This window comes from Nonomuraea jiangxiensis (assembly GCF_900099965.1).
Lineage (GTDB): Bacteria > Actinomycetota > Actinomycetes > Streptosporangiales > Streptosporangiaceae > Nonomuraea > Nonomuraea jiangxiensis.
Genome location: NZ_FNDJ01000014.1, coordinates 128,306 through 153,317, shown reverse-complemented (window position 1 = coordinate 153,317; position 25,012 = coordinate 128,306). Strand labels below are relative to the sequence as shown.

Here is a 25,012-nt window from a genome sequence, read left to right as displayed (position 1 = left end):
CCGGCCTGAACCCACCCCCTGAACCCCGCCGCCTGGGGCCGTATCTTGGTCGCCGCACCCCGTCCGCCGCTCGCTGGGGGCCGCTCGCTGGGGGCCGCCGCCGCTCCGCGCTTTCAGCGGATGCGTTCCAGCGTCCCCCGCGGGCTCGTGACGACGGTGACGCTGAAGTCGTGGCTGGTGCCGGGCAGGTCACCGCCGCCCACGGCGACCACCAGCGCCCCCTTCGACACGCCCAGCCCGACCAGGGCAGGCAGCTCGCAACCGCCGTCGGGGAGCCAGGTGGCCAGCACCACGTCGGACTCGGCCAGGCGTACGGGCAGGTCGAGCTCGGCCATCCGGGCCAGCAGGTCGGCGTGCGACATGCGGCCGTCGGCCAGCACGAGGGCGTCCTGGCGCTTGGCGTCGAGCGCGGGCAGCGCGGTGGGCTCCAGCGTGAGCAGGCTGCGGAAGTCGATCGTGTCGAGCGCCGCGCCCAGCGAGACGACCTGGCGCACCCGTGACTCCTCCGCCGCCAGCGTCGCGGTCTCGGCCAGGTCGGGCGTGGTGATCAACGTACGGGCGTCGCACGCCCGCAACCACGCGGCCACCTCCCCCGCCCCGAGCCGGGGATCGATCGGCGCCGCCACCCCGCCCGCCGCCAGCACGGTGTGCACCGCCAGCGTCTGCGCGCCCGCCGTGGAGACGTGGACCCCCACCACCTGGTCACGCCGGGCGCCCCGGCGCACCAGCCCGGAGGCCGCCCTGGTCACCTCGGTCACCAGCCTGCGGTAGCCGTAGACGTGACCGCCGCGCAGATCGACGAGCGCCGGCCGGTCGCCGCGCTCGTAGGCCCGGCGGAACACCTCGTGGATCACGGTGCCGGTGGTCGAGGCGGTGGGCTTCATGCCCGACAACGTATGACCGGCGGGGCGAACGCAGCATCCACCGATCTATGTAGGCCAATATGCATTCCGGGCCACCACTTTGCCGCTGCCGTGCGCGTCCGCTTGGGCACATTTCCCGGGGTTCATACGTCCCCGTGTGTGGGCGGGCCCGAGCCCTGCGCGACTCGAGCCCGCTGTCACGCGCCCAGAGCCGGGCCTCCACCCCTCCGAGGAGGCCCAACCCCGTACGGACGCGTGACGTCCCCGATCGATCGGCCGCGACGGCCCCGGCACGTGGGGCGACGAACACGCGGTGTGGTCGATCACACGAAGCAACGGTAGATCCGCAGGGGTGACCGCACATGCGTTGACATGGCCATTCGATGGTGTAAGCGGCCGGGCACCGACATGTGTAGAGACGAGGTGGGATTCAACGGCTGCCGATCACCCATGTGGCGATCTGTGTACGCGTGGAGAACCCCAGCTTGGCCAGGATGTTGGCCACGTGCCGGGCGGCGGTCGCCGGGCTGATGACCAGTTCGTCGGCGATGGCCCGGTTGCTCAACCCCCTGGCGACCAGGTCGGCGATCTCCCGTTCCCGGGCCGTGAGCCTGCTCTCCTGGCCGATCGGGACGACCGGTTCGGCCGGCGGATCGGGCATCGCCCCGTCGAGCGCGCAGGCCACCGCCTGGTCGGCGGTCATGGATGTTCCCTCCGCCCACAGCACCCCGACCACGGCCTCGCCCAGCCTGGTCCGCGCCGGGCGCAGGACGTCCTCGGTCCGGGCGTCCGGCTGGCGTCCGCGCAGCGTGACCGAGGCGGCGGCCAGCAGGACCCCGCGCCGGTGGTCGCCCTCGGCCGTGACCAGGCTCGCCCATGCCTCCAGCCGCCGGACGATGCCGGACCGCAGCCCCGCGTCGCGGCTGAGCACCAGCGCCTCGGTGAGCCTCGCCCTCGCCTCCACCAGGTCGCCCCGGTCCAGCGCGACCGAGCCCAGCCCGGCCAGGCAGCTCACGATCTGCTGCCGGGCGTCCACGCCGCGCAGCAGGCGCAGCCCCGACTCGTAGTGCCGCTGGGCCGTCGCGGGGTCGCCCGAGCGCCTGGCCACCTGGGCGAGGCCGATGTGCCCGAGGGTCTGTCCGTAGTGGTTGTCGAGCTCCTCGCTGATCGACAACATCTTCTCGAACGCCCGCTGCGCCTCGTGCAGCCGGCCCTGGTACAGGCCGAAACCGGCCTTGGCGCCCTGGGCCTGCGACTCCAGGATGAGGTCGCCGGACCGCCTGGCGATCTCCAGCGCCCGAGTGAGGTTGTCCTGATCGCCGGTGAGCCGGGCCAGCAGGATGAGCGCGATGGCCTCGCCGTACGGGTCGTCCGCGGCGCGGCACAACTCCAGCCCGGCCGTGGCCCACCGCAGCGCCGGCTCCATGTCCCCCGCCACCGCGGCCAGTTCGCCGCGCAGGGTGGTGGCCTGCCCGCGCAGGCCCGACCGCACCTGCGGGGCGTCGAGGGCCAGCAGCCGGTCGAGCCGCTCGGCCATGTCGAGCTTCCGGCCGCTGCCGATCAGCAGGAAGCGCGTGTCGGTGAGCAGGCCGAGCGCGGTCTCGGGCAGCCCGATGGCGATCGCCCAGTCGCAGGCCGAGCCGAGCTCGACCTTGAGCCCGTCGAACAGGTTGACGAACCGCTCCAGCACCGGCCACGACGTGCGCGCGCCCGGCGCCAGTGCCCGCCGGAACTCGATCGCCCACCTGGCCAGCGCCTTCAGGTGCCGCCGCCGCAGCTCGGCCTCCTCACCGGAGTCGGCGAGCTGTTCCAGGGCGTATTCGCGTACGGTCTCCAGCAGCCGGTAGCGCGCCTGGCCCGCGATCTCGCCGTCGACCGCGACCAGCGACTTGTCGACCAGGTCGCAGAGCCTGGGCAGCACCTCCTCCTCCGGCAGACCGGGGCCCGAGCACACCTCTTCGGCCAGGTCCAGCGTCCAGGAGGAGCGGAAGGCGGCCGTACGGCGCAGCAACAGCCGTTCCTGCCGGCTGAGCAGCCGGTAGCTCCAGTCGACCGCGGCCCGGAGCGTGCGGTGCCGGGCCGGAGCCGTCCGCGCGCCGCCCGCCAGCAACCTGAACCGGTCGTCCAGCCGCTCGACGAGCTGCCCCACGGACAGGACCCGGACCATCGCGGCGGCCAGCTCGATCGCCAGCGGCAACCCGTCGAGCGCCTGGCACAGCTCCACGACCAGCGGTCTCGTCTCGGCGGTCAGCTCGAAGCCGGGCCTGGCGGCGCCGGCCCTGGCCACGAACAGCCGCACGGCCTCGCTCTCCACCCCGTCCACCGACAGCGGCGGCACCCGCCACACCGTCTCACCCGGCACCCGCAGCGGCTCACGGCTGGTGGCCAGCACGGTCAACCCGGGACAGGCGCCCAGCAGGTCGCGGCACAACTCCGCGCACTCGCCCACCACCGCCTCGCAGTTGTCGAGCAGCAACAGCACCCGCCGCCCGCCGATCTTCTCGGCCACTTTCCCCGTGATGCGCAGCACGCCGGCGACATGTCTCCTGAGCTCGCCCTTCTCCAGATCGGCCAGCTCGATCAGGCACACGCCGTCAGGGTGATCGCGTGCGACCCTGGCGGCCAGCCGCAGGGCCAGCCGCGTCTTCCCGATGCCGCCCGCGCCGCACAGGGTCACGGCGCGCGAGACACGCATCAGGTGGACGAGCTCGTCCACATCGGACTCCCGGCCCACGAACGTGTTCGGCTCGGCCGGAAGGTTGCTGAATTCGGGAGGTCGCGGCATCACTGTGAGTGTGTCATCAACTACGCCATGCGCCCAGACTCATTCCCCTGGAAACCTCCCTCCCATCCGCAACCCGCACACCGCCGCCGGGCACTGGCCGACGAGCCGCTGAAGCTCGGCGAAATCTCCTCCGCGAGCCCCCGCTACACCGCCGGACCGCGAAGCGGGGCTAGCAGAAGCTGCGGTAGTAGGCGATCTTGTGGTGGATGTAGCGCTGCCGCTCGGCGAGGTTCTCGATCTGCTTCTGGACCTGCCGGTCGTGCTCCTCCAGCAGCTTGACGCGGTCGGGGATGGTGTGGTCACCCGCGCGTACGAGCTCGGCGAAGCGCAGCATCTGGGCGATGGGCATGCCCGTGTCCCGCAGGCAGCGCACCATGCCGAGCCAGCCGACGTCCTCCTCGCTGAACCTGCGCTGCCCGGCCGCGTTCCTGCCGACGCGCTCCAGCAACCCGATCTTCTCGTAGTAACGCAGGGTGTCGAGGCTGAAGCCGGTCTCCTCGACCACCTCCGCGGGTGTGTAGACACTCACGCGCCCCAGCATCCCACCTGGAGTGCACTCCAGGTCAACGGGTTGACATGGAGTGCACTCCAGCTCCCACAGTCGGGCACATGAACATCGCACTCGGCACCATTCCCTTCGGCACCACCGTCGGCCTCCGGGACACCTTCGCCCTCCTGGACCGGTTCCACGAGGCCGGCGGCACGATGATCGACACGGCCGACAACTACCCCTTCTGGGTGGAGGGCCGGTCGGGCGACGAGAGCGAGCTGGCCATCGGCGCGTGGCTGGCCGCCCGCCGCAACCGGGACCAGGTCTTCATCAGTACGAAGGTCGGCGCCCGGCCCACCGTGCCCGGCGACACCACGCTGGACTCGGCCGAGGGGCTGTCCGCCGCCGCCGTGGCCAAGGCGGCCCAAGGAAGTATGCAGAGGTTGGGGACCGACTACATCGATGTGTATTGGTCGCACATCGAAGATCGTTCTGTCCCGTTAGAGGAGACTCTGGGGGCGTTCAACGAGCTCGTCCGGCAGGGCAAGGTCCGCAACATCGGCGCGAGCAACATCGCGACCTGGCGCCTGGACCGGGCCAGGAACATCTCCACCGCCCGCGGCTGGAAGCCCTACACATATCTGCAGCTACGCCACACGTACCTGCGGCCGCGGCCGCTGGCCAAGCTCCCCGAGATGGGGCACCGGCTGGTCACGGACGAGACGCTCGACTACCTCGCCGCCGAGCCGGACGTGACGTTGTGGGCGTACAACACGCTGATGTTCGGCGCCTACACGCGTCCCGACCGCCCGATCCCCGGCGCCTACGACCACCCGGGTACGACCCGCCGCCTGACCGTCCTGCACGAGGTCGCCAAGGAGCTGGGCGCGACCCCGAACCAGGTCGTACTGGCCTGGCTGCTGGCCGACGGGATCGTCCCCATCGTGGGCGTCTCCACCATGGCCCAGCTCGACGAGGCCATCGGCGCCGCGGACCTCAAGCTGGACGCCGAGCTGCGCGCCCGGCTGGACGCGGCCTCCTGACCACCCGACCAGGAGGCCGGTCCGACGGCTCCGGATCAGGAGAGGTGGCCTGCCAGATAGCAGCGGACGAGCTGCTTGCACTCGGCGATGAGCACCGGGTCGCCCTCGGGGTCGGCCCGGAAGGCCAGTTTGAGCACCGCGTCCGTGGCCTCCACCGCTACCAGCAGCGCCCGGTCGAGCTCCGGTGCCGCGGGGGCGTGCAGGAGCTCGATCGTCAGCCCGCGCAACCGCTCGGCCACCACGGCGTTGTTGTCGTTGGTCCCGTCGAGGGCCTGCTTGCTGCCTTCGACGGGACGCCCGCCGGGCGTGGGAAGCACCTCGCCGAAGTCGACCACCGCGAACCCGGGCGTGGTGCGCTTCATCCCGACGAACTCGTCGATGGCCAGGTCGACCAGATCCGTCCAGTGCTCCAGGTCGGCCATGGCGATGCGGTCGGTGACGCGCCGCAGGAACGCCTCCAGGTTGCGCCTGGCCAGTGCCCGCACCAGCCCCTGTTTGTCGTGGAAGAACTGGTAGAACGTGCCGATCGGCACCTCGGCCCGGCGCGCGACCTCCTTCGTGGTCAGCGCCTCGTATCCGACCTCGTCGAGCAGGAGCGCGCACTCGTCCAGCATCCGCTCCACCCGCTCCACGCTGCGGCGCTGCGCGGGACGGCGGCGCAAGGTACTCGTCATGGCGTCCATCCTCGCGCATTACCAGCAGGTAAAACCGGGCACTTGACGATCAGTTAACATGAGCCGAATTCATCGGCCGGAGGGGGTCAGAAGACGGACACGTGAACGTGGTCGTAGTGGTTGGCCGTCACCCCGCCGCGATCCGACATGGGATCCCAGCCGCCCCCTGAGCGGATGTCGTAGTAGCGCTGCTTCCAGATGATGTACATGACCCCCAGCCGGGACCCGTTCCGGATGATCCACTCGGCCAGGGCGTCGCCGCGGTCGCCGTCATCCCCCGAGGCCATGGTGCCGCCGCGGGACATCATGAAGTCGCAGGCCCGGCCCTTGCCGTGTTCGCCGGGGTCGCCGGGGCGCAGGCAGCCCACGCCGTATTTCATGGGGAAGTTCTGCATGATCTCGGCGCGTACGGAGATCATGCGCGGGGTCAGCCCCTCCGCCCCGCCGGGCTGCTGGAACCCGTACTTGGCGAGCAGGCGCTCCATCTCGCGCCGCTTGCCCTGCATGACCTTGATCTCCTTGGCCATCTGCTCGATCTTCTTGTTGGCGTTGACCTTCGCCTCTTTGTGCTCGTCGATCAGCTTCTGGATGCGCTTGACACGCTCGGTGCGCTCGGTGGCCATGTAGGTCATGTTGGCGGCCTGGCCCAGCAGCAGGTAGGGGTCGACCTGCGGCGTGAGAAGCTGGAGGTTGCCGACGGGGCCGACGATGTAGGTGGTCCGCGCGATCTGCCCCACCTCGGCCTGCGCGGCCTTCAGCTGCTTCTCCAGGCCGCTGGAGGTGTCGGTGGCCTTCTTGGCCTGGACCCGCATCTCCTCAAGGCTCTGGATCTGGCCGCGGTAGAGATTGTTGAGCTTGGCGGCCTCTCTGGTGAGCTTGCGCAGCTCGGCGGGGCTGGGGTCGGCGACGGCGGGTTGCGCGCGGACGAGCCCGAGCAGCCCGGCGAGAACGGCGACGAGAACGGCGAGCCGCCAGATTCTCACACCCGTCCCCTCCCCTCATAGCCGGACCGAAACTATAGAAGATGATCTTGATCTCTGTCACCCGAACGGCCGAACTGCCACCCCTTTAGCGAAATTGCTAGCCATTTGTCCCAAATAAGGAGGGCCTAAAAAGTTGGGCCTTGTCTAGATCGCTCCAACAGTCTGAGATGGCCTCTGAACTCGTCTCTGCGAAGGGGCAGACCGTGTCTCGATCACTCACCCTCGCCACCGCCGTCATCCTCGGCTTAGGCACGTCCCTGGTGGCCTTACCGGCCCGGGCGTCCGTCGACCCGCTGCCAGCCCGCGACCGCATCGAGCTGTACGAGCTCGACAGCACGCCGGGCACCGGACAGGCTCTCAGGGAGAAGGGCTTCGACGTCGTCCAGCAGCAGAACAAGGGCGGCCAGGAACACGTCGAGCTGACCGCCGCGCAAACGGACCTCGACGCGCTGAAGAAGCTCGGCTTCAAGCCGGAGCCCGTACGCAACCCGCAGGGGCAGACCCAGCTGGAGGCCGCCAAGGCGCAGGCCGCGGGCGGCTACACCGTCTACAAGTCCTACTCGGAGCCCGGCGGCATCGCCGACCAGCTCAGGGCCATCGCGAACGCCAACAAGGACATCGTCAAGCTCCAGTCGATCGGCAAGTCGCTGCGCGGCCAGGACATCCTGGCCGTCAAGGTCAGCACCGGCGCCAAGCTCCTGCCGGACGGCCTCAAGCCCGCCACCCTCTACTCGGCCACGCAGCACGCCCGCGAGTGGATCGCCACCGAGGTGGACATGCGGCTGCTGAAGTACGTGGTCGCGAACAAGCGCACGCTGCGGGACCTGCTCAACAAGACCGAGCTGTGGTTCGTGCCGGTGGCCAACCCCGACGGCTACGACTTCACCTTCACCGAGGGCAACCGCCTGTGGCGCAAGAACCTGCGTGACAACGACGGCAACGGCCAGATCACCAACGGCGACGGCGTCGACCCGAACCGGAACTTCCCCACGAACTTCCACTACGACGAGGAAGGCTCGTCGAGCATCCCGAGCAGCGAGACCTACCGCGGCAGCGGCCCGGCCAGCGAGCCGGAGACCAAGGCCATGGTCGGCCTGCTCAGCCGGGTGAAGTTCGAGATGCAGCTCAACTACCACTCCTTCGGCCCGCTGCTGCTCTACCCGATGGGCGTGCAGATCGCCACGGAGACCGCCGACAACCCGATCTACGAGGCGCTCAGCGGCGACGACGCCAACCCGGCCATCCCCGGCTTCGACCCGGACCTCGGCGCCGAGCTCTACACCACGAACGGCGACACCAACGACACGGCGCACTCCCAGTACGGCACGCTGTCGTGGACGCCGGAGCTGAACGAGGGTTGTGACGGCTGCGGCTTCGTCTTCCCCGACGACGAGGCCCTGGTGCAGGCGGAGTTCGAGAAGAACCTGCCGTTCGCCCTGGACGTGGCCAAGTCCGCGGTCGACCCGGTCGAGCCGGTGAGCCACCTGGGCAACAAGACCCCGGACTTCGAGATCGACCCGTTCGAGGTCAGCCACGGCCGGGACCAGGCCGTCCAGGTCAACGCCAAGCGCAAGCTCGGCCCCGTCTTCCTGAACTACCAGGTCAACGGCGGCCGTAGCAAGATCGCCTCGACGAGCGAGTGGAAGGGCGGCGAGCGCTACGGCAAGGGCTACGACCGCTACTACCACCGGCTCCGCGGCAAGATCACCGGCACGAAGCCCGGTGACAAGGTCAAGGTCTGGTTCAGCTCGATCGGCAAGAAGAGCGAGAGCTTCACCTACACCGTGGCCACCGACATCGGCGGCAAGGTGCTGGTCCTGGCCGCCGAGGACGTCACCGGCCTGAGCCCGGCGCAGGGCGTGACCGAGGCCCGGTACGCCGACGAGTACGCCACCGCGATCAACGCCGCCGGTTACACCACGGACGTGTACGACATGGACAAGATGGGGCGCAAGGCCCCGCACCCGCTCGGCGTGCTCAGCCACTACAAGGCGGTGGTCTGGGAGACCGGCGACGACATCATCCCCAGGTCCACCGGGCAGGTGGCGGGCACCACCTCCAAGGCCGGCGTGGACACCGAACTGGCGGTCCGCGACTACCTGAACGAGGGCGGCAAGCTGGTGCACGCCGGCAAGTACCCGTCGTACGCGGCCAACGCCAACGGCGCGTACTACTACCAGCCGAACCAGCCGGCACAGTCGGAGTGCACGGTGCCGAACGACCCGCCGTGCATCCCGGTGTTCAACGACTTCCAGCAGTACTGGCTGGGCGCGTACGTGTTCTTCGACGACGCCGGCACCGACCACGACACGGGTCAGCCGTTCGCGCTGCAGGGCAACGGCGGCCAGTTCCAGGGCTTCGACGCCACCCTGGAGCCGGGCCACACCAACTCGTTCGTGGCCACCTCGGCCATCCTGCCCGCCAAGCAGTTCCCGCTGTTCCAGAGCTCGGCCCAGGTCAAGTGGGTACGCCCCGGCGGCCCCTTCGACCCGCACACCGGCGCCTGGGACGTCTACAGCGGCATCGCCGACGTCTCGTACAAGCGGTTGACCAAGACCATCGACCTGACCGGCGCGAGCAGCGGCGACCTGTCGTTCTGGACGTCGTTCGACACCGAGGCCGCCTGGGACTTCCTGACGGTCGAGGCCAGGACGGCGGGCGGCGACGACTGGACCACGCTGCCGGACGCCAACGGGCACACCACCCAGGACACCGGTGACAGCTGCGCGGCGGCGAACAGCGGCGGCTGGCGCACGATCCATCCGTTCACGCAGCGCTACCAGGGCCCGAACTGCGAGCCGACCGGCACGTCCGGCGCGTGGCACGCGGCCTCGGGCAACTCGGCCGGCTGGCAGCAGTGGAAGATCGACCTGACCCCGTACGCGGGCAAGCAGGTCGAGCTGTCCATCTCCTACATCAGCGACTGGGCGACCCAGGGCGCGGGCGTCTTCCTCGACGACTTCACGGTCACCCGGGACGGCGCCACGGCCGAGCAGACCTCGTTCGAGTCGGACCTGGGCGGCTGGACCGTCGGCGCGCCGCCCCAGGGCTCCGCCCCCTCGGTCAACAATTGGTTCCGTACCGACCAGGTCTTCGAGGAAGGCGGCGGCATCGTCACCAAGGACACCGTCTACCTGGGCTTCGGCGTGGAGGGCATCGCCGATCCCGCCGACAGGACCGACCTGCTCAAGAGGTCGCTGAGGCACCTGCTCATCGACCCTCGCTAGGCGTCCAAGGGGGGCGCGGCGCGCGGCGCCGCGCCCCCCTTGCGTGTCCGGACAGAACATGGTTCGGTCGCCTTGGGGCGTCGCGCCCATCAACGGTCATTCGCTCAAGCAGGAGGCTCACGACATGCGCCAGCACGACACGCTGTTCATCGGGGGCGAATGGGTGGCCCCGGCGGGCACGGCGACCATCGACGTCGTCTCCCCGCACACCGAGGAGGTCGTCGGCCGGGTGCCCGACGGCACGGCCGCGGACATGGACCGCGCCGTCGCCGCCGCCCGCCAGGCGTTCGACCACGGGCCGTGGCCGCGGATGACGTTCGCCGAGCGGGCCGAGGTGATCGGCAGGCTGGCCGAGATCTACAACGCCCGGCAGGGCGAGATGGCCCAGCTCATCACGGAGGAGATGGGCTCGCCCATCACCTTCTCCAACCTGGCGCAGGCGCCGCAGCCGCTCGGCATGCTGCAGTACTACGCCGAACTCGGCAGGTCCTTCGCCCAGGAGGACGAGCGGCCAGGGCTGTTCGGGCCCCTCACCGTCCGCAGGGAGCCGGTGGGCGTGGTGGCGGCCGTGGTGCCGTGGAACGTGCCGCAGTTCGTCACGATGACCAAGGTCGCGCCCGCGCTGCTGGCCGGGTGCACGATCGTGCTCAAGCCGGCGCCCGAGACGCCGCTGGACGCGTACCTGCTGGCCGAAATGGCGATGGAGGCGGGGCTGCCGCCGGGCGTGCTCAACATCGTGGCCGCGGGCCGCGAGGCCGGCGAGCACCTGGTCTCGCACACCGGCGTGGACAAGGTGGCCTTCACCGGCTCGACGGCGGCCGGCCGCCGCATCGGCGCCATCTGCGGCGAGCAGCTCAAGCGGGTCAGCCTGGAGCTGGGCGGCAAGTCCGCCGCGATCATCCTGGACGACGCCGACCTGGCCGCCAGCATGGGCTTCCTGTCCCTGGCCGCCCTCATGAACAACGGACAGGCGTGCGTGGCGCAGACCCGCATCCTCGCCTCCCACAACCGCTACGACGAGGTCGTCGAGGCCGTCGCGAACATGGTCTCCTCCCATCCCGTCGGCGACCCCACCGACCCGGCGACCGGCATCGGCCCGCTGGTGGCCAAGCGGCAGCAGGACCGGGTCGAGGGCTACATCAAGATCGGCATGGAGGAGGGCGCCAAGGTCGTGGTCGGCGGCCTCGACCGGCCCTACGACCGCGGCTGGTACGTCTCGCCCACCGTGTTCGCCGGTGTCAGCAACGACATGCGCGTCGCCCGCGAGGAGATCTTCGGCCCGGTGCTGGTCGTGATCCCCTACACCGACGAGGCCGACGCGATCCGCATCGCCAACGACAGCGACTACGGCCTGGCCGGCACGGTGTGGACGGCCGACGCCGAGCACGGCATGGACGTGGCCCGCCAGGTCCGCACCGGCACGTACGGCGTCAACTGCTTCATGCTGGAGACCGGCGCGCCCTTCGGCGGTTACAAGGCCAGCGGCATCGGCCGCGAGCTCGGCCCCGAGGGGCTGAACGGCTATCTGGAGTACAAGACCATCGCCCGGCTCGGCTGACCTTCCGTGTTGGGGCCCCCGCGCGGGGGCCCCAACAGAGCGGAATGTGCACCCAGCGCGCCCCCGCAACGCTAGGTGCAGACCCCACTACCAGAAGTGAACCGCCTTGACTTCTGAAGTATGTCGCACGCCGACCACCTCGACGGCGGTCTGCCCCGGCGACTTTCTCCCGGCGGTTTCTTCCTTTACGTCCTAGGTAGACGACTCTTACTCACGAAAGGTTCGAGGAGATCCATTTGCCGATTCTGCGGATGAGTCCGGGGGTGGCGGCGGCCTCGGCGTGACCGTACCCGGGCTCGATCCAGAGCTCCTTCGGCTCCCGCGCGCCGGCATGGAGCTGACGGGCGTGCTCCAGCGGGAAGAACGTGTCGGCGTCCCCGTGCACGATCAGCAGCGGGGTCGGCGAGATCAGCGCGGCCGCCTCGTGCGGCGGCATCGGGATCGGGTCCCACGGGACGCGGGTGATCCGCGTGCGCTTGACCGTCCTGGCCGCCCACCGGCCGAACGGCCGCTCGATCGCCCAGTGCACCTGGCGCATCGGCTTGGTGCCCCGGTAGTACCACCGGGCCGGGCCGCTCACCGCCACCACCGCGTCCACCCCGCCGCACAGCCCGGCATGCCGTACGGCCACCGCCGCCCCCATGGAGAACCCCACCACCGCGACCTTGGAGTAGCCCACCACCCGGGCGTGCCGCACGGCGGCCGCCACGTCGAGGATCTCCAGGTCGCCCACCGTGGTCTCGCCCCCGGAGCGGCCGTGGCCGCGGAAGTCGAACGCGATGACCCCGCCGTACCCGCTCAGCACGTGCGCGATGCGGCGCGTCGGGCGCTCCCGCCACGACCCGGTGAAGCCGTGGGCCAGCACGATCCCGATGTCGGCGTTCGCGGAGGGGGTGTGCGCGGCGGCGAGGCGGACCCCGTCGTCGGTCCTGAGCATCACGGGGAAGTTGGGGGCAAAAGGCATGAATATCAGCTTATGTCCGACTGGAATCCGCCCCGTGTTCGGCCGCCCACCCCGCGATCTGCGTCCGCGAGTCGAAGCCCAGCTTCTCCATGATGTTGGCGATGTGCCTGGCCACCGTCGCCGAGCTGATGACCAGCTCCAGGGCGATGGCGCGGTTGCTCCTCCCGCGTGCGAGCAGCGCGGCGATCTCCCATTCGCGCGCGGTGAGCCCTGTCCGGGACACCCCCGGCACCTGCCGCCGTGGCGGGGGCGGCAGCGACGGGCTCGCGGGCGCCGGCTCGCCGTCGAGCACCCTCCGGGCCACCTCCTCCGGCGACTGCGCCGCGCCCCTGGCCCACAACAGCGCCACCCGGCCCTCGCCGAGCTTGCTCCGGGCGAACGAGAGCACCTCCTGGACCCGGTCCGGGCTGCCGAACCGGCCGATCGCCTCGCGCAGCGCCGTGGCGCACGCGACGGCCAGCACCGCGCCTTCGAGGTCGTCGCGCGCCCGGGCCACGGCGGACAGCGCCGTGAGCGCCCGGACGATTCCCCGGCGCCGACCGGTCCGCCGGCTCAGCTCCAGCGCGGCGGCCACGTGGCCGGCCGCCGTGGCGTAGTGGTGCAGCCCGGCCGCCACCCTGCCGAGCCGCGCGTGGCAGCGGGCCAGCTCGATCCGGTCGTCCATCTCGACCAGCAGCGGCAGCGCGGAGGCGTGGTGGGCCATGGCCGCCTCCAGGTCGCCCGCCGCCTCGGCCACCACCCCCAGCCGGGTCAGCGCCCTGGCCAGCGTCCAGTGGTGGCCGGCCTCCCTGGCCAGGGCCAGCGCCTCCTCTCCGCGCCGGCGCGCCACCTGCGGCCGGCCGTGGAAGAGCGCCAGGTCGAGCTGGGCGATCCGCACCGTAGCCAGGTTGAGCAGGTCGCCGTGGGCCCCGGCCGCGGCCTCCAGCTCTTCGAGGTAGCGCAGGGCCCGGTCGTGCCGCCCGGTGCGGAAGAACACGGTGAGCGCCACGCCGTAGGAGAGGCCGAGCCAGTGCGTGTAGGGGTGCCGCTTCTGCTCCTCGACACCCTCCTGGATCAGCTCCTCCGCGCGGGCCGGCTCGTCGCCGAGCACCAGCCCGTACGCCAGCCCGCTCTTGGCCACCGCGACCAGGTCGGCGGGCACCCCGGACAGGTCGAGCGCCAGCAGCCGCTCGTGCCAGCCGATGCTCTCGCCCAGGTCGCCCCGGACCGCCGTGATCGCCAGCGCCGCCCGGGCCAGGCGCAGCCCCAGCACCGGCTCCCGCGACTCCACCGCCCAGTCGACCGCGATCCTGCAGTCCTCCAGCAGGCCACGCCCCCGGATGAACTGCGCGAACCTGGCCGGCCACGGCGTCCTGACGCCCGGCCAGCCGCCCTCGTAGCAGCTCTCCATCTCCTCGCAGACCACCCGCAGGTGCCGGTCGCGCAGGCGCGCGTCCTCACCGGCCTCCGCCAGCCGCTCGGCGGCATAGTGGCGGACGGTCTCCAGCAGGCGGTAACGGCCCGCCTCGCCCTGGTACAGCACCAGCGACTTGTCCACCAGGCCGTCGAGCAGGTCGAGCAGGTCGGCCCGGCGCAGGATGCCGCCGTCGGCGCACACCTGCTCGGCCAGCGCGAGGTCGAACAGCCCGGCGAACACCGACAACCGGCGCAGCAGCACCCGCTCCTTCGGCCGCAGCAGCTCATGGCTCCACTCGACGGTGGCCAGCAGCGTGCGCCGCCTGGGGAGGGCCAGGCGGTCGCCGGTGGTGAGCAGGCCGAACCGGCCACCCATGCGGTCGGCGATGCGCCCGGGGCTCAGCAGGCTCGTCCGGGCCGCCGCCAGCTCCAGCGCGAGCGGCAGGCCGTCGAGCGCGCGGCACAGGCGTACGACGTCGTCCATGCTGTCGGTGACCCCGCGCGCCCCGGCCGCGAGCGCCCGCTCGACGAAGAGCAGCACGGACTCGGCGTCGGGGTGATGGTCGTCGGGCAGCTCCAGCGGCGGCACCCGCCAGACCAGCTCGCCGGGGATGTGCAGCGGCTCCCGGCTGGTGACCAGGAAGCGCAGCTCGGGGCACTCGGCGGTGAGCCCGGCCACCAGCTCGGCGCAGCGATCCACCAGGTGCTCGCAGCCGTCCAGCAGCACCAGCGTCCTGGCCTCGCGCAGGCGCACGCGCAAACCGTCCGGCAGCCGGCCGGGGACCTCCGCGCGCACGCCGAGCACCTCGGCCAGCTCGTTGACGATCAGCGCCGGGTCGGCGACGCGGGCCAGCCGGACCAGCCACACGCCGTCGGCGAACCGGGGCGCGGCCGTCGCCGCCACCCGGAGCGACAGGCGGGTCTTGCCGATGCCGCCGACCCCGCTGAGCGTGACCACCCGTTCCTCGTGCACCAGGGCGGTCAACTCGGCCACGTCTCTCGTGCGACCGACGAAACGGTTCGGCTCAGCCGGGAGGTTGTGCAGGCGGTGCGCGGTCATGTGGAGCCCAAGGGGTCGTGGGAGGATCACATCGCTGCCTAGTCTCCACCGCTTCCGCCGCCCGTGGGATCACTTTCCGTGCACAGTTAGCGACTGCCTGGACATGAATGCAGGACGCTCAGGTCGGCCACGCTCATGACGATCCTTACGCGTGATTCGTCCGCCGCCTCCAGCGCCTGCGGCAGGTCGGAGATCATCACCCGGGCGCGACTGGCGATGATCCGGGCGCTCAGCGCGGCAGCGTCCAGATCGGCCGGCACCGGACAGGCCACACCACCCGCCGCGATCACCGCGTCGGTCGCCACCAGCAGGTCGGGGCCCACGGGCAGGCAGATGAGCACGGTGTCTCCCGCGCGCACTCCTCTGCGCCGCAACTGGACGGTCGCGACGGCAGACCGCTCGTCCAGCTGCTCCTCGGTGAGCTCCAGACCGGTGTCCGAATCCACCATGACGATCCGCTCATCCATGGGGCCCACGGTAAGGAGGGGTGTCACATGCATACATGGGGCGTAATATGCAGATCCCTATGCAGAAGAGGACGCCCGCCCGTACCTATCCGGGGACGTTCGGATGCTCGGCCGCCCACACCGCGATCTGCGCCCGCGAGGTGTAGCCGAGCTTCTCCATGATGTTGGCGATGTGCCGCGCGACCGTCGCCGGGCTGATCACCAACTCCTCGGCGATGCCCCGGTTGGACAGCCCGCGGGTCAGCAGGTGGGCGATCTCCAGCTCGCGGGCGGTCAGCAGCGAGTGCCTGACGGTCTCGGCCGGCGCCGTGGTCTCCATCCGGGGCCTGGGCGCCAGCCGCTCGCCTTCCAGCACGTGGCGGGCGGCGTCGTCGGGGCTCATCGCCAGGCCCCGTGACCACAGCGAGGTGGTGCGGCCGTCGCCCAGCTTGGTGCGGGCGCGGGCGAGCAGCTCCTCGATCCTGGTGGTGGCCGAGTGCTGGCCGATCGACTCGCGCAGGGTGGCCGCCGCTCCGGCGGCCAGTATGGCGCCCTCCAGGTCGCCTTCGTACTCGGCCAGCACCGACAACCCCACCAGGCACCTGGCCACCCCCTGGCGCTGCCCGGTCGCCCGGCCCAGTGCCAGGCTCGTCCCCAGGCACTCCCTGGCGGTGCCGAACTCGTGCAACATCGCCGCCACCCGGCCGATCCTGGCCAGGCAGCGCGCCAGGTCCAGCTCGCTGCGCAGCTCCCGCAGCCAGGGGACGGCCATCTCGTACTGCGACTTGGCGGTCACCAGGTCGCCCCTGGCCTCGGCCACCGCGCCGAGCTGCGCCGCGGTCCTGGCCATGATCCAGCGGTGACCGTGCTCGCGGGCCCGCGCCAGCGCCTCCTCGCCGTGCCGCTGCGCCTCGCGCAGCCGGCCCCGGGTCAGGGCCAGCGCCGACAGCCCCAGCAGCCCGGCCGCCTGGTTCCAGGCGTCGCCGGAGCGGGTGGCCAGCGCCAGGCCCTCCTCCGCGTGCGGCACGGCCTCGTCGGCCCGGCCCATGCGCAGCAGCACCACGACGGTGAGGCTGTGCATGACGCAGCGCGGGAACACGTTGTCCGGCGCCAGCCCCGCCAGGCTCTGCTCGGCCAGCTCCAGCGAGCGGCTCAGCTCGTCTCTGGCCTCCAGGCCGTAGGCCAGGTACGCCTTGGCGTGCGCCACCTGCTCGGGGGCCACGTGGGCCAGGTCCAGCGAGAGCAGCCGCTCGATCCAGGCGACGATCTCCGTCAGGTTGCCGCCGATGGGCAGCAGCGAGGTGCTGGTCGCGCACAGGCGCAGGCCCTGCGCCACGTTGCCGGCCTCGGCCGCCCAGTCGAGCGCGACCCGCTGGTCGTCCAGCAGCCGCTTGCTCATGGTCAGCGCCTCCAGCCGCCGCGGCCACGGCAGGCCCGGCTCGACCATCTCGGCCGAGAAGTGGCGCTCCTGCAACGCGCAGAGCACGTCGAGGTGGCGCTCGCGCAGCACCTCGCGCTCACCGGCCTGTTCGAGGCGCTCGATCGCGTAGCGCTTGATGGTCTCCAGCAGCGAGTAGCGCCTGCGGCTCTCGTCGCACGACACGAGGGACTTGTCCACCAGGCCGCCGAGCAGGTCGACGATCTCCGCCGCGGAGATGGGCCGCTCGGCGCACACCTGCTCGGCCAGCTCCAGGTCGAACCCCCCGGCGAACACCGACAACCGGCGCAGCAGCACCTGCTCCTTGACCGACAGCAGGTCGTAGCTCCACTCGACGGCCGCCAGCAGCGTGCGCTGCCTGGCGGGGGCCGTACGGCCGCCGGTGGTGAGCAGCGAGAACCGGTCGTCGATGCGATCGGCGATCTGCCCGGGGCTGAGCAGGCGGGTGCGGGCCGCGGCCAGCTCCAGCGCCAGCGGCAGCCCGTCGAGCGCCCGGCACAGGCGGATCACGTCGGCCAGGCTGCCCGGGCCCAGCCTGGTGCCCGCCGCGGTCGCCCGGTCCATGAACAACTGCACGGCCTCGGCCTCCTCGGCCTGCGGCCCGGCGTCGGGCAGGTCGAGCGGCGGCACCCGCCAGATCAGCTCGCTGGCGATGCGCAAGGGCTCCCTGCTGGTGGCCAGGATGCTCAGCCGCGGGCAGGTCGCGATCAGCGCCGCCGCCACCTCCGCGCACCGGTCGACCAGGTGCTCGCAGTTGTCGAGCAGCAGCAGGCAGCGCATCCCGCGCAACCTGGCCGTCACGGTGTCGAGCAGCGGGCGGTTGGCCTCCTCGCGCACGCCGAGCACGCGGGCGACCTCCTGCGGGATGAGCTCGGGACGGCCGATCCTGGCCAGCTCGACCAGCCAGACGCCGTCGGGGTAGGCGGTCACCAGCCCGGCGGCCACCCGCAGCGCCAGGCGGGTCTTGCCGATGCCGCCGACTCCGCACAGGGTCACCACGCGGGTCTCGCCGAACAAGCCGCGCAGGTCGTCTAGATCGCGCTCCCGACCCACGAACCGGTTGGGCTCTGCTGGAAGGTTGTGCCGTGGGGGCTCTGGCATGTGGTCACCCTGCGTCGCGGATGGATCACACTCTCCCACAGTGTCGCACTTTTCACAGGCCAAGCGAGCTTACGACCGCTCTTTCATCGACGACACGCAGGATCGGATCGCCGAGCAGTCTTCTGGCCACCTCGTACGGCGCCACCACGATGGTCGCCCGGCGCTCGGCGGCCAGCACGCGGCAGCCCACCAGGCTGGGCTCGTGGGCCACCACGACGTGGGCGCCGGACATCATCGCCAGATCGACCACCCGCAGGCCCCTGAACGGCTCGCTGACCGCGTCGATCACGATGTCGTCCTTGCCGATCACCAGCCGGGCGGCCAGCCTGCGCAGGTCGGTCGCCAGCTCGTCGTGGTCGAACACGCGCTCTCCGTCGAGGGTGAGCGCCGGCCCCGCCAGCGGGCCGAACTCGAGGCTGCGGTCGTTGATCAACTCGCTGAACGACTTGGCCCCCGGCGCGGGCTGGAAGGAGTAGACCTGCTCCACGTCCACCGCGGAGGTCTCGTCGTGGCGCTGGGTGATCATCATCCGGGCGGATCGGGCGTGGCCGAGCACCGCGACCCCGCCCGCCCAGGCGACCGAGTGGACAGCGACCGGCAGCGACGCGCCCAGCGGGACGTCGATGAGCACGGGTTCGCCATAACGCAGGCCCTGACGGCGCAGCCCCGCCGCGGCACGGGTGACTCGTCTCATGAACTGCGCGTACGACAGCACCTCACCGGTTCTGACATCGCTCACCGCCGGCTGGTCGCCCTGAATCGGTGCCGCGGCCATCACCAGCTCTGTCCAGGTCATGCCGCCAATGTAAGGATCGCGGCGACCCTTGCCATGCGCACAATTGTGCAACCACCTATGTAGGTGCATAGTCCACGGCTTGTGAGGGGCACCTGACGTGGCCATGACAGGCGGCTCCGTCCCCTGCATGCGTGCATGATCCGTGCCCGACGTACCCCGGCGAACGCCGCCCGCGCCGGGGCGGGCACCCCTACGCTTGATCCATGCGGGATCACTCCCTCGAACGCATCCTCGACGCCGCCCACGCACGGATGCTGGAGCGGGGCCTGCGCCGGTTGACCATGGACGACGTCGCCAGGCACGCGGGGCTGGCGCGCGTCACCGTCTACCGGCGTTTCTCCCGCAAGGCGGATCTGGTCCAGGCCGTGATCCTGCGCGAGCTGGAGCGATTTCTCAAGGCGTTCGAGCAGGCGATGGCGGCGCTGCCGACGCCCGCGGACCAGGTCGCGGAGGGCTTCGCGATCACGTTGCGGCTGGCGCGCGCGCACCCGCTGCTCAGCAGGCTGCTCGCGACCGAACCCGAGACGATCCTGCCGCAGCTCACCCTGGAGGCGGGCCCGTACCTGGCGGCGGCCAGGGATTATCTGGCGGCCCACGTCGGGGACGCCGAGGTGGCCGAGCTGTACGTACGCGTCGCGCTGTCGTTCGTGCTCATCCCGGAGAGTGCGATCCCGCTCCGTAACGACGAGGACGCCCGGGCGTACGCTCGCCGCCATCTTGTCCCGCTCCTGCCATCAGAAGGGATCAACTAGACTTATAAGGTCGCGACTCACGCGGCCGCCCCCACCGACACAGAGCGAGACGTCATCATGCCTTTGAACAGCCGCGACGACCTGCGGAACATCGCGATCATCGCGCACGTCGACCATGGCAAGACCACGCTCGTCGACGCCATGCTCTGGCAGTCCGGGGCGTTCCGCGCAAACCAGGACGTCGACGACCGCGTGATGGACTCCAATGACCTGGAGCGCGAGAAGGGCATCACCATTCTCGCGAAGAACACCGCCGTCAAGCACGGCGGCATGACCATCAACATCATCGACACGCCCGGCCACGCCGACTTCGGCGGTGAGGTCGAGCGCGGCCTGTCCATGGTGGACGGCGTCGTGCTGCTGGTCGACGCCTCCGAGGGCCCGCTGCCGCAGACCCGGTTCGTGCTGCGCAAGGCGCTGTCCGCGAAGATGCCGGTCATCCTGTGCATCAACAAGGTCGACCGCCCCGACGCCCGCATCAAGGAGGTCGTGGACGAGGTCTACGAGCTCTTCATGGACCTCGACGCCACCGAGGAGCAGATCGACTTCCCGATCGTCTACGCCTCGGCCAAGGCCGGCCGGGCCTCCTTCGAGCGCCCGCAGGACGGCGGCATGCCCGACTCGGAGGACCTGGAGCCGCTGTTCGACATCATCAAGTCGACCATCCCGGCGCCGACCTACGACCCCAACGCCCCGCTCCAGGCTCACGTCACCAACCTCGACGCCTCCTCCTACCTGGGCAGGATCGCGCTGTGCCGCATCCACCAGGGCGTCATGCGCAAGGGCCAGCAGGTGGCCTGGTGCCGCACGGACGGCACGATCCAGCGGGTCAAGGTGACCGAGCTGCTCATGACCGAGGCCCTGGAGCGCAAGCCGGCCGAGGAGGCGGGCCCCGGCGACATCATCGCCATCGCCGGCATCCCCGACATCATGATCGGCGAGACGCTGGCCGACCCCGACGACCCGCGGCCGCTGCCGCTGATCACCGTCGACGAGCCGGCGATCTCCATGACCATTGGCACCAACACCTCTCCCCTGGTCGGCAAGGTCAAGGGGTCGAAGGTCACCGCCCGCATGGTCAAGGACCGGCTGGAGAAGGAGCTGGTCGGCAACGTGTCGCTGCGCGTGCTGCCCACCGACCGGCCCGACGCCTGGGAGGTGCAGGGCCGCGGTGAGCTGGCGCTGGCCATCCTGGTCGAGCAGATGCGCCGTGAGGGCTACGAGCTGACCGTGGGCAAGCCGCAGGTGGTCACCAAGACCATCGACGGCAAGGTGCACGAGCCGGTCGAGCGCCTGACGGTCGACTGCCCTGAGGAATACCTGGGGGCGGTCACCCAGCTGCTGGCCGTGCGCAAGGGCCGCATGGAGCACATGACCAACCACGGCACCGGCTGGATCCGGATGGAGTTCGTGGTGCCCGCGCGGGGGCTGATCGGGTTCCGTACGGAGTTCCTCACCGAGACGCGCGGCACCGGCCTCGTGCACCACGTGTTCGACTCCTACGAGCCGTGGTTCGGCGAGCTGCGCACCCGCAACAACGGCTCCCTGGTGGCCGACAGGTCCGGCCCGGTGACCGCGTTCGCGATGCTCAACCTCCAGGAGCGCGGCACTCTGTTCGTCTCGCCGACGACCGAGGTCTACGAAGGCATGATCATCGGCGAGAACTCCAGGTCCGACGACATGGACGTGAACATCACCAAGGAGAAGAAGCTCACCAACATGCGCTCCTCCACCAGCGAGGAGACGGAGAAGGTGATCCCGCCGCGGGTGCTGTCGCTGGAGCAGGCGCTGGAGTTCATCCGCGAGGACGAGTGCGTGGAGATCACCCCGGAGGCCGTCCGCATCCGCAAGGTCGTGCTCGACGCCGCCACCCGCGGCCGGGCCGCGGCCCGCGCCAAGCGCGCCTGACCTCGATCGGCCGCGCCTCGCTGCGCCCGGTGGGGCGAACGAAGCGCGGCCGGTGAGTGACGGGGACGTCAGCGGGGCGGGAGCTCGCTGCCCCGCACGTGCGTGCGCAGCCACTCGACCAGCGGTCCGAACGCGCGCCAGGCCGCGGCCACCCGATCGCGGACCTCCGCCGTGTGCACCCACGGCGCCGGCTCGAAGCTCATCCCGCCGTAGATCGACTTGTGCCGCAGCAGGGCGATGCGCGGGTGGTCCTCGGCGAACCCGCGCGGCCTGGTCTTGAGCCGCTCCCCCTCCAGCGTGTATCCCGCCGCCGCCAGCTCCTCGGCGATCGACACCAGTGGCTTGCCCGTGAGGTCCTCGTCCACCGCCGCCCGGAAGCGCGCCACCTGGTCGGAGGCCTGCGAGTAGCAGCCGCCCGCGGCGTAGAGCCCTTCTGCGCTGACCTCCACGTAGAGCCCGATCCCGCGGAGGACCTCCACGAAGGCCCCCTGGTGGGTCTTGTACGGTGACTTGTCCTTGGCGAAGCGCACGTCCCGGTAGGGCCGGAACAGGTGGGCGGCCCCGAACCCCGGGGCCAGCTCGTCGGCGAGCGCGACCATGGGCGCGCGCACGGCCTCCTCGTAGAGCTGCTTGTGCCGGGTGAAGTAGGTCTTCGAGTTGTCCGCCGCCAGGCCCTCGTAAAAGAGGAAGGCCTCGTCGGGGAAACCGGTGAAACTCATGCCGACAAGGGTGCCACGCCGCACCGACAGGCGGCCGGGCCGGTCACCGCTCGGTGTACATCCGCCCCGGTTCGGGCCGCCGGCCGTACAGCTCCGAGACCGTGACGAACGTGAACCCCTTCTTGCCGAGCGTGTCGAGGATCTCCGGCACGGCGTCCACGGTGCTGGCGTGGATGTCGTGCAGCAGGACGATCGATCCCGGGGTGGCCCTGCCGGCCCGTTTGGCGACGACGGAGGCCACCCGGTCGCGCCAGTCGAGGGTGTCGACGTTCCACATGATCTGGGCCAGCCCCTCGCGCCGCGCCTCGGCGGCGACCTTCTCGTCCGTGGCCCCGTACGGCGGCCGCATCATCCGCATCCGGATCCCGGTCAGCCGCAGCACGATGCTCTCGGTACGCCTGAGCTGGTGTTCGAGCTGTTCGTGCGAGAGCCCCGGCAGCGACGGATGGCTCCACGAGTGGTTGCCGAGCTCGTGTCCCTCGTCCGCGATCCTGCGCGTGATGCGCCCGCCCCGGTCCTCGGCCACCATCTGCCCGACGACGAAGAAGGTGGCCCGGACGTCACGCTTGCGCAGCAGGTCGAGCAGCTTGCCGGTGTACCGGCCGGGACCGTCGTCGAAGGTCAGGGCCACGCACTTGACCCGCGCGCAGTCGAACTTGCGGCTGCGCGGCCACCCCGGCTGTATCGACGCCAGCCGCCTGGCCAGCGCCCGCGGGTCGAGCACGAACGGCTTGAACGGCGCAACCGGCCTGTCCGGTGGCACCGGCTGGGTGACGCAACCTGTAAGGACGAGCAGAACCAGCGGTGGCAAAGCCCAGATGCGCATGCTTCCCCCCGAAGCGCCGCATGCGGGGCCCTACGGATAGTCCTGGACCGGTTTCCCCCGCAACTCCCTGGCCAGGTCATCCCACCACAGTGGGATATCCGCCTGGAGTTCCTTGTAGCGGCGCGCCACGCGCATGGCACATCCGACCGGATCCGTACCCAGATGCCGACGTTTCACCGGTCCTTCCTGCCAACGGTAAAAACCATCTCTATAACGGACGACCAGTCCGATCCACACTGAGACGGTGGCATCGTCGCAGACGTCGTAAGCGGTGGTGACGCCCAGACCATGAAGCTCCGCCTGGAGCTTCTCCGTCGCCGCTCGGGCCTCGGTCACGCGCCACCCCCTGCCGCCGTTCGCACGTACACCAGGGGATGTACCCAGCAACGGGCAAGAGCCGTCCAAGACATGGAGTAATCATGAAACTTCACAGCGTGATCAGGTGGGTGTTCGACGTTATTGGTCGTGGGTCTCACGCGGCTCGGCGACCACCATCACGAACCTGAGATCCTCACTGCCCAGGTTGGCGTAGCGATGGGGGCGGTCGGCGGTGAAGAGCGCCGCGTCGTCCTGGCCCACCGTGTACGCCCTGCCGTAGACCGTGAGCGTCAGCTCGCCGGCCAGCACGGTCACCATCTCGCGGGTGCCGGCGGGGTGGGCGTCGCCGTCGTGGTGCTCGCCGGGCGCCAGCCGCCAGTCCCACAGCTCCAGGATCAGCGGCATGTCCGCGCCGACGAGCAGCCGCGCCTGCACGTCGCCCTGGTGGAACGTGACCACGTCCGCCTTGCTCACGACCCTGACCACGGGCACGTCCGAGACCTCCACCAGCCTGGCCACGGTCACGCCCAGGGCGGAGGCGATCCTGGTGAGCGTGGAGACGCTCGGGTTGGTCCGGCCCTGCTCCACCTGCACGAGCATGCCCCTGCTCACGCCCGACCGGGCGGCCAGCGCGTCCAGCGTCAGCCCGCGGTGGGCGCGGTGGGCGCGCACGTTGGTCGCGATGGCCTGGTTGATCAGGTCAGGGTCTTCCATGGAGTGCAGTGTAGTGAAACCCGGTTGCACTCTGTTGTACCTAATGTGTTGTACTAGCCGTACAACACGTTGAACTACAGAGGGGATGAACCGTGACGGTGATCCTGGCGACCGTCTGCGCGGTCGTGTACGGCACGGCCGACTTCTTCGGTGGCCTGGCCACCCGCCGGTCCCAGGTGTTCTCCGTGGTGCTGCTCTCCCAGACCGCGGGCCTGGCCCTGATCGTGGGGCTGCTGCCGCTGCTGCCGGGCACGTTCAGCGGTGCCGCCCTGTCCTGGGGGCTGGCCGCGGGCCTGTCGGGCGCGGCGGGGCTGGTGCTGTTCTACCGGGCGCTGGCCACCGGCGTCATGTCGGTGGTGGCGCCGACGACCGCGGTGACCTCGGCGGCACTGCCCGTGGTGTTCGGGCTGGCGACCGGCGAGCGGCCCGCGTTCTGGGCGCTGGTCGGGGTGGCCCTGGCGCTCGGCTCGGTGCTGCTGGTCAGTCAGGACCGGTCCGCCGACGGGCGCGGCTCGCTCGCTTCCGTGCTCGCCGCGCTGGCCGCGGGGGCCGGGTTCGGCGGCTTCTTCATCCTGCTCGCCCAAGCCCCGCACGAGGCCGGACTGTGGCCGCTGGTCGGCGCCCGGCTGTCCTCGGTGTCCACGGTGGCGCTGCTGGCCGTGGTCACCCGCCGCGCGCTGAAGCCCGGACCGAAGTCCCTGCACATCATCGTGGCCGCGGGCCTGCTCGACATGGCGGCCAACGTGCTCTTCCTGCTCGCCCAGCAGGGCGGGCTGCTCAGCCTGGTCGCCGTGCTGGTCTCGCTCTATCCCGCGAGCACCCTGTTGCTGGCCAGGCACGTGCTGGGAGAGCGGCTGCGGGCCATCCAGGTGGCCGGCGTGGGCTGCGCGCTCGGAGCGGTGGCGTTGATAGCCGTCGCGCAGCCCCTCTAGCGCTCGGGGCGCAGGAACCG

General features: G+C 70.8%; 20 protein-coding genes. 6 read left to right on the top strand and 14 right to left on the bottom strand.

The features are described 5' to 3' along the window. Positions 1 to 113: 113 nt before the first annotated feature. From BLS95_RS29625 to BLS95_RS29615, 3 genes are all read right to left on the bottom strand, one after another. Positions 114 to 884, bottom strand: coding sequence for an AMP-binding protein (locus BLS95_RS29625; protein WP_090938504.1), 771 nt, complete (start codon positions 882 to 884; stop codon positions 114 to 116). Between the two features lie 409 nt (positions 885 to 1,293). Beyond that, positions 1,294 to 3,648, bottom strand: a complete 2,355-nt coding sequence (locus BLS95_RS29620; protein ID WP_090938501.1) for an ATP-binding protein — start codon at positions 3,646 to 3,648, stop codon at positions 1,294 to 1,296. A gap of 169 nt (positions 3,649 to 3,817) precedes the next feature. Further along, on the bottom strand, positions 3,818 to 4,177 hold the full coding sequence (locus tag BLS95_RS29615; protein ID WP_245765362.1) for a MerR family transcriptional regulator: 360 nt from the start codon (positions 4,175 to 4,177) through the stop codon (positions 3,818 to 3,820). An 80-nt stretch (positions 4,178 to 4,257) separates the two neighbouring features. Between BLS95_RS29615 and BLS95_RS29610 the strand changes: the two genes are divergently transcribed. After that, positions 4,258 to 5,181 carry an aldo/keto reductase gene (locus BLS95_RS29610; protein ID WP_090938495.1) on the top strand — a complete coding sequence of 308 codons (924 nt, stop codon included), beginning with the start codon at positions 4,258 to 4,260 and terminating at the stop codon, positions 5,179 to 5,181. A gap of 35 nt (positions 5,182 to 5,216) precedes the next feature. Here BLS95_RS29610 and BLS95_RS29605 read toward each other — a convergent pair whose 3' ends face one another. Together BLS95_RS29605 and BLS95_RS29600 are read right to left on the bottom strand one after the other, a co-directional pair. Next, positions 5,217 to 5,855, bottom strand: a complete 639-nt coding sequence (locus BLS95_RS29605; protein ID WP_090938492.1) for a TetR/AcrR family transcriptional regulator — start codon at positions 5,853 to 5,855, stop codon at positions 5,217 to 5,219. An 86-nt stretch (positions 5,856 to 5,941) separates the two neighbouring features. Then, positions 5,942 to 6,838: a coiled-coil domain-containing protein gene (locus BLS95_RS29600; RefSeq protein ID WP_090938489.1), complete on the bottom strand. Its 897-nt coding sequence runs from the start codon at positions 6,836 to 6,838 to the stop codon at positions 5,942 to 5,944. Positions 6,839 to 7,041: 203 nt separating this feature from the next. Between BLS95_RS29600 and BLS95_RS29595 the strand changes: the two genes are divergently transcribed. Further along, positions 7,042 to 10,065 carry a M14 family metallopeptidase gene (locus tag BLS95_RS29595; RefSeq protein WP_245765361.1) on the top strand — a complete coding sequence of 1,008 codons (3,024 nt, stop codon included), beginning with the start codon at positions 7,042 to 7,044 and terminating at the stop codon, positions 10,063 to 10,065. A 124-nt stretch (positions 10,066 to 10,189) separates the two neighbouring features. Further along, positions 10,190 to 11,623: an aldehyde dehydrogenase gene (locus tag BLS95_RS29590; protein ID WP_090938486.1), complete on the top strand. Its 1,434-nt coding sequence runs from the start codon at positions 10,190 to 10,192 to the stop codon at positions 11,621 to 11,623. A 211-nt stretch (positions 11,624 to 11,834) separates the two neighbouring features. Here BLS95_RS29590 and BLS95_RS29585 read toward each other — a convergent pair whose 3' ends face one another. The 5 genes from BLS95_RS29585 to BLS95_RS29565 all read right to left on the bottom strand — a co-directional run bounded on the left by BLS95_RS29585 (position 11,835) and on the right by BLS95_RS29565 (position 18,823). Continuing rightward, positions 11,835 to 12,587: an alpha/beta hydrolase gene (locus BLS95_RS29585; protein ID WP_245765360.1), complete on the bottom strand. Its 753-nt coding sequence runs from the start codon at positions 12,585 to 12,587 to the stop codon at positions 11,835 to 11,837. Between the two features lie 10 nt (positions 12,588 to 12,597). Beyond that, a complete protein-coding gene (locus BLS95_RS29580) occupies positions 12,598 to 14,976 on the bottom strand; it encodes a LuxR C-terminal-related transcriptional regulator (protein WP_143043912.1) in 2,379 nt (792 codons plus the stop codon). A 152-nt stretch (positions 14,977 to 15,128) separates the two neighbouring features. Then, entirely contained in the window at positions 15,129 to 15,509 is a 381-nt protein-coding gene (locus tag BLS95_RS29575; RefSeq protein ID WP_176993437.1) for an AMP-binding protein, read from the bottom strand. Positions 15,510 to 15,594: 85 nt separating this feature from the next. After that, positions 15,595 to 18,027, bottom strand: a complete 2,433-nt coding sequence (locus BLS95_RS29570; protein ID WP_090938473.1) for an ATP-binding protein — start codon at positions 18,025 to 18,027, stop codon at positions 15,595 to 15,597. A gap of 52 nt (positions 18,028 to 18,079) precedes the next feature. Beyond that, complete coding sequence (locus BLS95_RS29565; RefSeq protein WP_090938470.1) at positions 18,080 to 18,823, bottom strand: AMP-binding protein; 744 nt, start codon at positions 18,821 to 18,823, stop codon at positions 18,080 to 18,082. Positions 18,824 to 19,026: 203 nt separating this feature from the next. On the opposite strand from BLS95_RS29565, the gene BLS95_RS29560 reads away from it, so the two are divergent. Further along, the gene (locus tag BLS95_RS29560; protein ID WP_090938468.1) at positions 19,027 to 19,575 is read left to right on the top strand and encodes a TetR/AcrR family transcriptional regulator; all 549 of its coding nucleotides are present in this window, start codon (positions 19,027 to 19,029) and stop codon (positions 19,573 to 19,575) included. Between the two features lie 57 nt (positions 19,576 to 19,632). Then, complete coding sequence (gene typA, locus BLS95_RS29555; protein ID WP_090938464.1) at positions 19,633 to 21,483, top strand: translational GTPase TypA; 1,851 nt, start codon at positions 19,633 to 19,635, stop codon at positions 21,481 to 21,483. 68 nt (positions 21,484 to 21,551) lie between these two features. Here the strand turns inward: typA and BLS95_RS29550 are convergent, their stop codons facing one another. The 4 genes from BLS95_RS29550 to BLS95_RS29535 form a co-directional block, all read right to left on the bottom strand. Further along, complete coding sequence (locus BLS95_RS29550) at positions 21,552 to 22,202, bottom strand: DUF2461 domain-containing protein (RefSeq protein WP_090938461.1); 651 nt, start codon at positions 22,200 to 22,202, stop codon at positions 21,552 to 21,554. A gap of 43 nt (positions 22,203 to 22,245) precedes the next feature. Further along, positions 22,246 to 23,028, bottom strand: a complete 783-nt coding sequence (locus BLS95_RS29545) for a polysaccharide deacetylase family protein (RefSeq protein WP_245765359.1) — start codon at positions 23,026 to 23,028, stop codon at positions 22,246 to 22,248. Between the two features lie 30 nt (positions 23,029 to 23,058). Then, a complete protein-coding gene (locus BLS95_RS29540) occupies positions 23,059 to 23,364 on the bottom strand; it encodes a hypothetical protein (protein ID WP_090938458.1) in 306 nt (101 codons plus the stop codon). A gap of 120 nt (positions 23,365 to 23,484) precedes the next feature. Continuing rightward, complete coding sequence (locus BLS95_RS29535) at positions 23,485 to 24,060, bottom strand: helix-turn-helix domain-containing protein (protein WP_090938455.1); 576 nt, start codon at positions 24,058 to 24,060, stop codon at positions 23,485 to 23,487. A gap of 92 nt (positions 24,061 to 24,152) precedes the next feature. Here BLS95_RS29535 and BLS95_RS29530 point away from each other — a divergent pair, with 92 nt between their 5' ends. After that, positions 24,153 to 24,992 carry a DMT family transporter gene (locus BLS95_RS29530; RefSeq protein WP_090938452.1) on the top strand — a complete coding sequence of 280 codons (840 nt, stop codon included), beginning with the start codon at positions 24,153 to 24,155 and terminating at the stop codon, positions 24,990 to 24,992. The last annotated feature ends 20 nt before the right edge of the window (positions 24,993 to 25,012 follow it).